At 59.6% G+C, this 6458-nt stretch carries 7 protein-coding genes and 1 pseudogene; 3 read left to right on the top strand and 5 right to left on the bottom strand.

From position 1 onward, the window contains the following. Window positions 1-182: 182 nt before the first annotated feature. Window positions 183-419 (top strand): annotated as a pseudogene (locus IGW03_RS39155) (transposase); the annotation flags it as partial. Further along, window positions 380-748, top strand: a complete 369-nt coding sequence (locus tag IGW03_RS39150; RefSeq protein ID WP_369122961.1) for a transposase — start codon at window positions 380-382, stop codon at window positions 746-748. The pseudogene IGW03_RS39155 and the gene IGW03_RS39150, both read left to right, overlap by 40 nt. Here the strand turns inward: IGW03_RS39150 and IGW03_RS32905 are convergent. Continuing rightward, window positions 738-2012: an ISKra4 family transposase gene (locus IGW03_RS32905; protein WP_194726663.1), complete on the bottom strand. Its 1275-nt coding sequence runs from the start codon at window positions 2010-2012 to the stop codon at window positions 738-740. The genes IGW03_RS39150 and IGW03_RS32905 overlap by 11 nt on opposite strands. A gap of 10 nt (window positions 2013-2022) precedes the next feature. On the opposite strand from IGW03_RS32905, the gene IGW03_RS32900 reads away from it, so the two are divergent. Then, window positions 2023-2355, top strand: coding sequence for a transposase (locus IGW03_RS32900; RefSeq protein WP_194726662.1), 333 nt, complete (start codon window positions 2023-2025; stop codon window positions 2353-2355). Between the two features lie 23 nt (window positions 2356-2378). Here IGW03_RS32900 and IGW03_RS32895 read toward each other — a convergent pair whose 3' ends face one another. The 4 genes from IGW03_RS32895 to IGW03_RS32880 form a co-directional block, all read right to left on the bottom strand. Beyond that, entirely contained in the window at window positions 2379-3416 is a 1038-nt protein-coding gene (locus tag IGW03_RS32895; protein ID WP_194726661.1) for an IS630 family transposase, read from the bottom strand. A 107-nt stretch (window positions 3417-3523) separates the two neighbouring features. Further along, a complete protein-coding gene (locus IGW03_RS32890; RefSeq protein ID WP_151638100.1) occupies window positions 3524-3919 on the bottom strand; it encodes a helix-turn-helix domain-containing protein in 396 nt (131 codons plus the stop codon). Window positions 3920-3984: 65 nt separating this feature from the next. Continuing rightward, window positions 3985-5154 (bottom strand): acyl-CoA dehydrogenase family protein, encoded by a 1170-nt coding sequence (locus IGW03_RS32885; protein ID WP_404822497.1) that lies wholly within the window; start codon window positions 5152-5154, stop codon window positions 3985-3987. Window positions 5155-5242: 88 nt separating this feature from the next. After that, entirely contained in the window at window positions 5243-6451 is a 1209-nt protein-coding gene (locus IGW03_RS32880) for an acyl-CoA dehydrogenase family protein (RefSeq protein WP_228536240.1), read from the bottom strand. Between the last annotated feature and the right edge of the window lie 7 nt (window positions 6452-6458).

The raw sequence follows: 6458 nt of genomic DNA, 5'->3' as shown, positions 1-6458 counted from the left end.
TCCTGCTCCGACAGCGTGATTTCCGCTTTCTTTGGACGTCCGCGTTCCATGGCCACACTCCTGTTTCAGCAGCATAGCCAATAGACACTTCAATTTATATAAAGTTATTTGCGGGACACCACACTAGAACTCATTTCATAAATAGGTAGTCAACGCTTTTTTCGACATGACGGGGTTTCATCATGGCGCGAAGAGAAGAACTTACCGAAGAACAATGGGCGATTCTGGAGCCGCTTATTCCGGCTCCCGTACGACGAGCAGACGGACGTGGCCGGCCAGTGGTCCACAGCGATAGAGCTGTGCTTAACGGCATTTTATGGGTGCTGCGTACCGGCGCTGCATGGGCTGATTTACCTAACCGCTTCCCATCGGGCTGTACATGCTTCAGACGTTTCACCCGGTGGGTCAAGGCTGGCGTCATGAGACACATACTCGAAGCACTGGCGCGACACTTGGAACAAGCAGGAAAAATCGATCTATCCGAATGCTTTATCGACGGCACTTTCGTAGTGGCGAAAAAGGGGGATCCAAAGTGGGAAAGACCAAGCGGGGCAAGGGTACGAAGCTCATGGTTATTACAGACGCTCATGGTCTTCCACTCGCCGTGCACACGGCTTCTGCTAGCCCACATGAAGTCACCCTTGTCGAGGCTACCCTCGATGAAGCCGTCACCGTGGGACGACCCCGACGACTTATTGGGGATCGTGCCTACGACGGGTGCGACTTCCATTTAATGTTTAGTAGTTGACGATTTTTGGCACACCGTATTGCTCGATCTTGTGCCAGAACTGATCCCACCGCGTTTCGCTCAGCAGCAGCGCACGCAAACTCAGAATCATCTGCGCTCCCTGTTCCGTCCACCGCATCCCAGCGCGGCATAGTCGCTGCTTGACCAGCGTCTTGCAGGCCGCCTCTGTCACCCCCGACCCGATCGGCCATCCCATGTCCGCATAGCGCTTGTAATGCATCTGATGCAGATGATTCTCGAAGTAGCGCACGCTCTCGGCCAGCAGCTTGCTCCGCTCCTTCTTCCACTCGCGCGTGCCGGTCTGCTTCCATTGCGCCAGCAGCCTGGCCGCGCCGTCCCAGTCGTGCTTCAGGCTCGAACAGCTCTGTTCGAGCCACGCCTTGCGTTCGGCAGCCGGACAACCCTCGAACAGCGCATCGGCCGCCTGCGTAACGTACTCGCTCGCATGGTAAAAATCGAGTACCTGCTCATCCACGTACGGCCCCAGGAATTCCCAGTTCCCCGGTGCTCCATCCGCTATGCCGATCCAGCGCGCCTGCGGATACAGCTGTTTTACATGCGCCATCTCGCGTTCCATGCGCTCGTAAAAGCGGTGCTTGCCGTGTTCGGGCGCCGCGCCCAGGTAGATCGTGTGATGCCTGTCGCCGGCGCGGTCGTACAGCGAGATCGTGCCCGTCATCGCTTCCCGCCATTGCCCCTCGCACATCAGCAGGCAGCTGCCGTCGATGCCCACGCCGACCGTCGTGATGTCCTCGTCCAGGCCCGGCGTAGCATAGTGCCAGGTCTCTTCCCTGGCCTGTACCACTGCACTGACGAACGCGCTCAACTCCTGCGCCAGCAGTTTCGAGATTGGCCGACCATGGTTCTCCTGCATGTCGCGCTGCACGTCGGCCGCCGAGCCCAGCGACAGCTTGTGCGCCATCATCCTGGCAAAGCGCGGCGTGGCGTTGCGCAGGATGCGTGCCCCTTGCTCGAGCGGACAGAATGTTCTGCCGCCAATGCTGCGCTGGTACACGTAGCGGCTCACATGGGCTTCACCATAGGGCGTCTGATAGTACTTGGCCTCCGGTGTCTTGGCCGTCCACTTCTCGCCGCCGATGTCGATCGGCTCGCCGTCCGCATCGAAGCGGGTCAGCGCCGCCGCAGTCGCGGCCACGCCTGCTTCATTAAGTGCTGCGCAGATCGCCTCTTCGGCTTGCAGCATCGTACCGCCGATGTCGACTGTCAGTTCGATCGTCACCACCGTGCCATTGCTCTTCGTCACTCGCGCCGCCATGATCGCCACCTCGCATCGCCATCATGTGACTTCGATCTCGGCAATGACATTTTGTTCAGGTCGCACCCCCTACGACAGTGATCCGCTCGATCAAAGGCTCGCAGAGCGCGGCATTGAACTGATTGCACCGCATCGCAAGGGCCGCATCCGGCCAGCTACACAGGACGGTCGTCCCCTGCGTCGCTACAGAAGGAGATGGAAGGTTGAACGGACCTTTGCTTGGCTTAACAAGTTCAAGCGTGTCATTACACGTTGGGACCGCTGCATCGAACATTACACCGCCTTTGTTCACCTATCACTTGTCATGATTCTGCTTCGACGCCATTTATGAAATGAGTTCTAATTAAGTATAGTTCATGCGGCATACTTGACGGGGTCGTGCTGAAAGTACTTCTTCACGCGATCAGGTGATTTGCTAATCTTGCGCAAATGACGAATCACCGCCTTCTTTAAGTCCCCCTTATGGCGCGTCGGCGCCTGTTTCGTAATCGCCTGCTTCAAGTCTGCGTTGAGCAGTTCATCCGGGTTGAGCTCTGGACTGTAGGACGGCAGATAGAACACTTCAATACGGTCTCGATGTTGTTCCAACCAGGCCACCACCGAAGGGCCATGGTGTGCCGGCAGATTGTCCAGGACCAGAAATACCTTGCGCCGTGCATCGCGCGCCAGGCGCTGCAGAAACTTGATTAGCAACGCCGGATTCATCGCCTGCTTGAGAAGCATCCAACGCACGGTGCCACGATTGGTCACGGCCGACATCAATCCTACGTTCTCTCGCTTGTGGCAAGGCCGTACTACTGGCGTATCACCACGCGGGGCGTAACTGCGCCCGCGCACGTCATCACTATGTAGGCCGGTCTCGTCACCCCAATAAATCTCGCCACCTTCGGCCTTGGCGCGATGCGCGATGGCGGGATACTCCTTGTCAAGCCAGGCGCGCACCGCGGTTGGGTTTTGCTCGTATGCACGGTCGAGCGGCCGTTGTGGCGTGAAGCCCCAGCGCTGCAGGTAGCTGCCCATGGTGCGTACCGGCAGCGTCATCCCATATTCCTTCTCGACCAGTGCACTCACCGCTGCACGGCTCCATAATGCAAACGGCAGGCCCAATTCATCGGGCATATGGGCATGAATCAAGCCCCGAATCGCTTGTTGTCGCTCTGCATTGAGAATGCAGCCTTCTCCTTTTTGCGGGCCGCGGTGCAGCTGCGCTGGAACCACCTCCCAGCCCCCGCGTTGGTAAGCCTTGATGACGGCAATGACGGTGGCCCTGGCCAGTTCTGCCAATGTGCAGACTTGGGTAATGGTCATCCCACTCAAGCACAGCATGACGGCACGTCGCCGGCGTTCATTCAGCACGGCAACCGGCAGTCGTCTGGAATCGGTCCGCTCCATGGTCGCCTCCATATCGTCAGCCTGTTTCGATTAAGAGAGGAGTACCCTGCCTGAAATTCCGTCAACGCGATACTGCAACAGCTAGCCCTTGTTCCCTGTGAAATGCTTCAAAGAAAACTCGGTTCAATAAAGCTAAGCCGGGTCAATAAAGACCATGTTGCCGTGCCATCCCGCTGGGGGTCCAGCGTTCGCCTGGCCTCAGCCAGAATGCGTTCCCGCGCCGCAGCGTCATAAGTCGGTTTGGGGCCGCCCTTGCCATGGGGTTCGAGCGCAGCTAATCCGCCCTGGTTGAAGCGGGCCACCAGCTTGCTGACCGCTTCGTCGGAACGCCGTCCGGCTATCGCGGCTGCCTGGGCATAGGTGTGACGCTCAGCCACAGCCAATAACTCTCTGGCCCATGTTACGACATCGGCGCGCTCACTACGCGCATGGACTAATTGCTCCAGAACCTGCCGTTCTCCATCAGTCAGTCGGCGTAGTGGATTTTTCCGGGCGCGGCTCATGGTGGTCTCCTGCAGTGCTCTCCACCTTTGACTCGCTTATCTCGCTTTTGTTACCAAGTGACCCACTAGAACGCGAGCTGCTTGGCCGCGAGATCTTTCATGATTTCAACCGAGCCGCCGCCGATCATATTCACCTTTACCTCGCGATAGATGCGCTCCGGGCGTGTGCCTCGCATGTATCCCATTCCGCCGAGGATCTGCACCGCTTCATCCCCGCAGAACTGCATGGTCTGCATCGCCAAGTTTTTCAGCATCGCCGTCTGGGCTACCAGAAGGCGCGGGTCGCCGATCTTGTGCTCGACCCGCCACGCGAGGTCCTCCAGCATGCAGCGCACTGATTCGATTTTCATGCTCATGTCGACCAGCTTGTGGCGGATCACCTGGCGTTCGACGATAGGCAGGCCGAAGGTCCTGCGCTGGCGCGCCCAGTCCAGCGCATCGGCATAGCAGACCTGGGCAAAGCCGTAGGCGCCGGCGGCCATGAACAGACGCTCGGAATTGAAGTTGCGCATGACGATACGAAAGCCTTCGTTTTCCACACCCAGCAGGTTTGCCGCCGGCACCCGGCAGTCTTCGAAGTGCAGATGCGCGGTGTCGGACGCCCACCAGCCCATCTTGTCGAGCGGTGTACGGGTAATGCCCGGCGTGTCGCCCTCGATCAGTAGCAGCGACACGCCGCCGGCACCCTTGACGTCGGGGTTGGTGCGCACCGCAACGGTAAAGTAATCGGCACGAATGCCGGAAGTGATGAAGGTTTTCTCGCCGTTGACGATATAGTAGTCGCCGTCCAGCACTGCAGTCGTGCGAAGGCCCGCGACGTCGGAGCCGCCACCGGGTTCGGTGATGGCCAGTGCCGAAATCTTCTGCCCAGCAAGCACGCCCGGCAGCATCCGCTCTTTCAGTTCCTCCGAGCCGGCGTGCAGCACTGGCGGGGTACCGATCGTATGCGAGAACAGGGAGGCACTGACGCCGCCACAACCGGCGCGCGCCACCTCCTCGGCCACAATCATTTGGTAAAACACGTCGGCGGGCGTGCCGCCATACTGCTCCGGGTAGCCGATGCCGAGCAAGCCGACCTCGGCGGCCTTACGGTACAGTTCGCGAGGGAAACCGCCCGCCTCGTCCCAGTCATTGACGAAAGGCGCGATTTCATGGGCAACGAAATTGCGGACCATGTCGCGGAACTGTTCATGGTCCGGAGTGTAATAGTGCGTGTTGCGGGTGGCGGACAACAGGAGATTATCAGTCATGGCATGGTCTTGGTGAACTAGGGCAATTGAATGTTAAAGCGATCACGGCCAACGGTCTTGCGTCAACCTGCTTTCATCGGTATTTGCGCAGCTCCAGCTTGCCGATCTGGTTGCGGTGAACCTCGTCAGGACCGTCGGCGATGCGCAGCAGACGTGCCGTTGCGTAGGCAGCGGCAAGACCGAAATCATTCGTGACGCCGGCACCACCGAAGGCTTGGATCGCCCAGTCGATCACCCGGCAGGCCATGTTCGGCGCTGCCACCTTGATCATCGCGATCTGCGCTTTGGCGACCTTGTTGCCGACGGTATCCATCATGTGCGCCGCATGCAGCGTCAGCAGACGACACTGATCGATCATGATGCGCGAGTCGGCGATGCGTTCCAGCGTAACGGTCTGCTCGGCGACCGGCATGCCAAAGGCGACCCGCTCCTGGGTGCGTCGGCACATTTTTTCCAGCGCGCGTTCGGCCAAGCCGACCAGGCGCATGCAGTGATGGATGCGGCCCGGCCCGAGGCGACCCTGCGCGATCTCGAAGCCGCGGCCCTCGCCCAACAGGAGATTGGAGGCTGGCACACGCACATTCTCGAAGACGACTTCGGCTGCGCGGTCCGGTACGCCATAGAAGCCGAATACTGGCAGCGGACGGATCACGTTGACGCCCGACGTGTCCAGCGGCACCAGGATCATGGATTGCTGCTTGTGCTTTTCCGGACGGTGGGGATCGGTCTTGCCCATGAAGATGATGATCTTGCAGCGGGGATCGGTGGCGCCGGTGGTGAACCATTTGCGGCCATTGATCACGTATTCATCACCGTCCCTGCGGATGGATGCCTGGATATTGGTGGCGTCGCTGGACGCCACCGCAGGTTCGGTCATTGCGAAGGCGGAGCGGATGCGCCCTTCCAGCAAGGGCTGTAGCCACTGGCGCTTGTGCTCCTCGGTCCCGTAACGGGCCAGCACTTCCATGTTGCCGGTGTCAGGCGCGGAGCAATTGAAGACCTCTGGCGCCAGGTGCGAACGTCCCATGATCTCGCACAGCGGCGCGTACTCAAGATTGGTCAGGCCGGCGCCGTGCTCCGACTCCGGCAGGAACAGGTTCCACAAGCCCCGTTCGCGTGCCAGCGCCTTCAATTCTTCCACCACCGGCTGCACGCCCCACGGGCCCTCGGTGTTCGATTCCTTGTAGTAGCGATCCTCGTTCGGATAGACATGTTCATCCATGAACGCATTCAGGCGCGCTTGCAATTGCTGGACTTTGGGGGACGGCGTGAGCAGATCCATATGAGCC

The organism is Noviherbaspirillum malthae, from assembly GCF_015352985.1.
Taxonomy (GTDB): domain Bacteria; phylum Pseudomonadota; class Gammaproteobacteria; order Burkholderiales; family Burkholderiaceae_D; genus Noviherbaspirillum; species Noviherbaspirillum malthae.
Note: the sequence above shows the minus strand (reverse complement) of the source record. Positions and strands in the feature narration are given on the sequence as shown.